Below are 1,453 nucleotides of genomic sequence, written 5' to 3' on the forward strand. Positions count from 1 at the left end.
TCCTAATGCTCAGAAATATAAATTCGATGGGACCTACCGCGATTCTCATCTATAAATCCGACGAGCGTTTTCTTTGCCTTTAAGTCAGCGCCTGCCTGAAGGGCACTCATGTTCTTCAGATCAGAGATAAATTGCTCGATACTCATTCCGCCGGACAGCGCTTTAAAGTCCTCTTGATCCTTAGCTGTCCAAGTTCGCTTCTTACGTTGTATCTTAGCAATGATCTCTTCCTTATGTTGTTTTCCCTGTTCTTCACTCTCAAGCTGAGCAAGCTCTTCTGTGAGTTCATCCAGTGTTACAGTCGGTTTGGTCACGACCGGCTTCATATCCGTATACGGCTTCAAACTCTCGTAAATCCCTACCGCATCATAGATCATAAAATGGTCTTTCTCAATCTCATCGCATCTTCTAGTTGCTCTTCCTAGCATCTGCTCGTACAAAATCCTTGAACGAACACGACGCAGAAATACAAGATTCGTGATGCTCGGAATATCAATACCTGTGGTCAACAGATCGACTGTAACAACAATACTAGGCATCCGCTCATTTTTAAACAACTTGATCGCATGAAGCGGATCTTTGATCGAACCCGTGATTTTCAGAACCGCATTATCGTCTACCGCGCCGTAGACCTTCTCAAGCTCTTCTTTAAAAATCCGAACAACCATATCCGCATGATCATCCGTTGCCGCGAAGATGAGCGTCTTACCTTCCGATTCAGGATCGATGTATTTCGTCAGCTCTTCCAGAATGACACGGTTAAAATTCTCCGTAATAACAGTTTTGTTAAATTGAGTGACTTCAAGGTTAATCTCGTCCTGTAGCATTTCCTTATCGATATTACCAGAAGAGACATCATACACCGCAACCTCTTCTCCTACCTGCCACTTAATTCCGTATTTCTTCAGCTGAGTTTCGAATTGCATCGGCGGTTCATGATCAATTAAATATCCGTCGATAACAGCCTCTCGGTATGAATAGTTGTATACCGGGCGCCCGAATATCTCGACCGTATGTAGAGCTGGTGTAGCCGTCAATCCGATTCGTACCGCGTCGAAATAGTCCAATACCTTGCGATACTTGCTTACATAATCCTCATGGTCTCGAAACTCTAATTCAAGCTCGGACATTTCTTTATCGAGCGTATAACCACGATGGGCTTCGTCAACTATAATGCAGTCATATTGATCAACCGAAGGGATATCAGTATCATCTGATTCGCTGTAAAATAACCGTTTGACCATTCCCTGTACGGTAGCGATCTGGACTTTGGTCTCTTGATTGGGCTTCTTATCATCCAATGTGTGAAGCTCGAAAATCTCAGTAAATGAATGATAGCTCTCCAACTTGGAATCCTTGAAAGCCGCCTCAGCTTGACGACCAAGCGCTGATCGATCGACGAGGAAGAGAATACGCTTGAAGCGATTATGTTTAATTAGACGGTAAATAAGAC

At 43.7% G+C, this 1,453-nt stretch carries 1 protein-coding gene; it reads right to left on the reverse strand.

Going from position 1 to position 1,453, the window contains the following annotated elements; genetic code table 11:
- Positions 1–2: 2 nt before the first annotated feature.
- A partial coding sequence (gene hsdR, locus AC1DWN_RS33670) for a type I restriction-modification system endonuclease (protein WP_477563175.1) occupies positions 3–1,453 on the reverse strand: 1,451 nt, incomplete at its 5' end.

The sequence above is a fragment of the Paenibacillus sp. P4_A7 genome, from assembly GCF_056402455.1.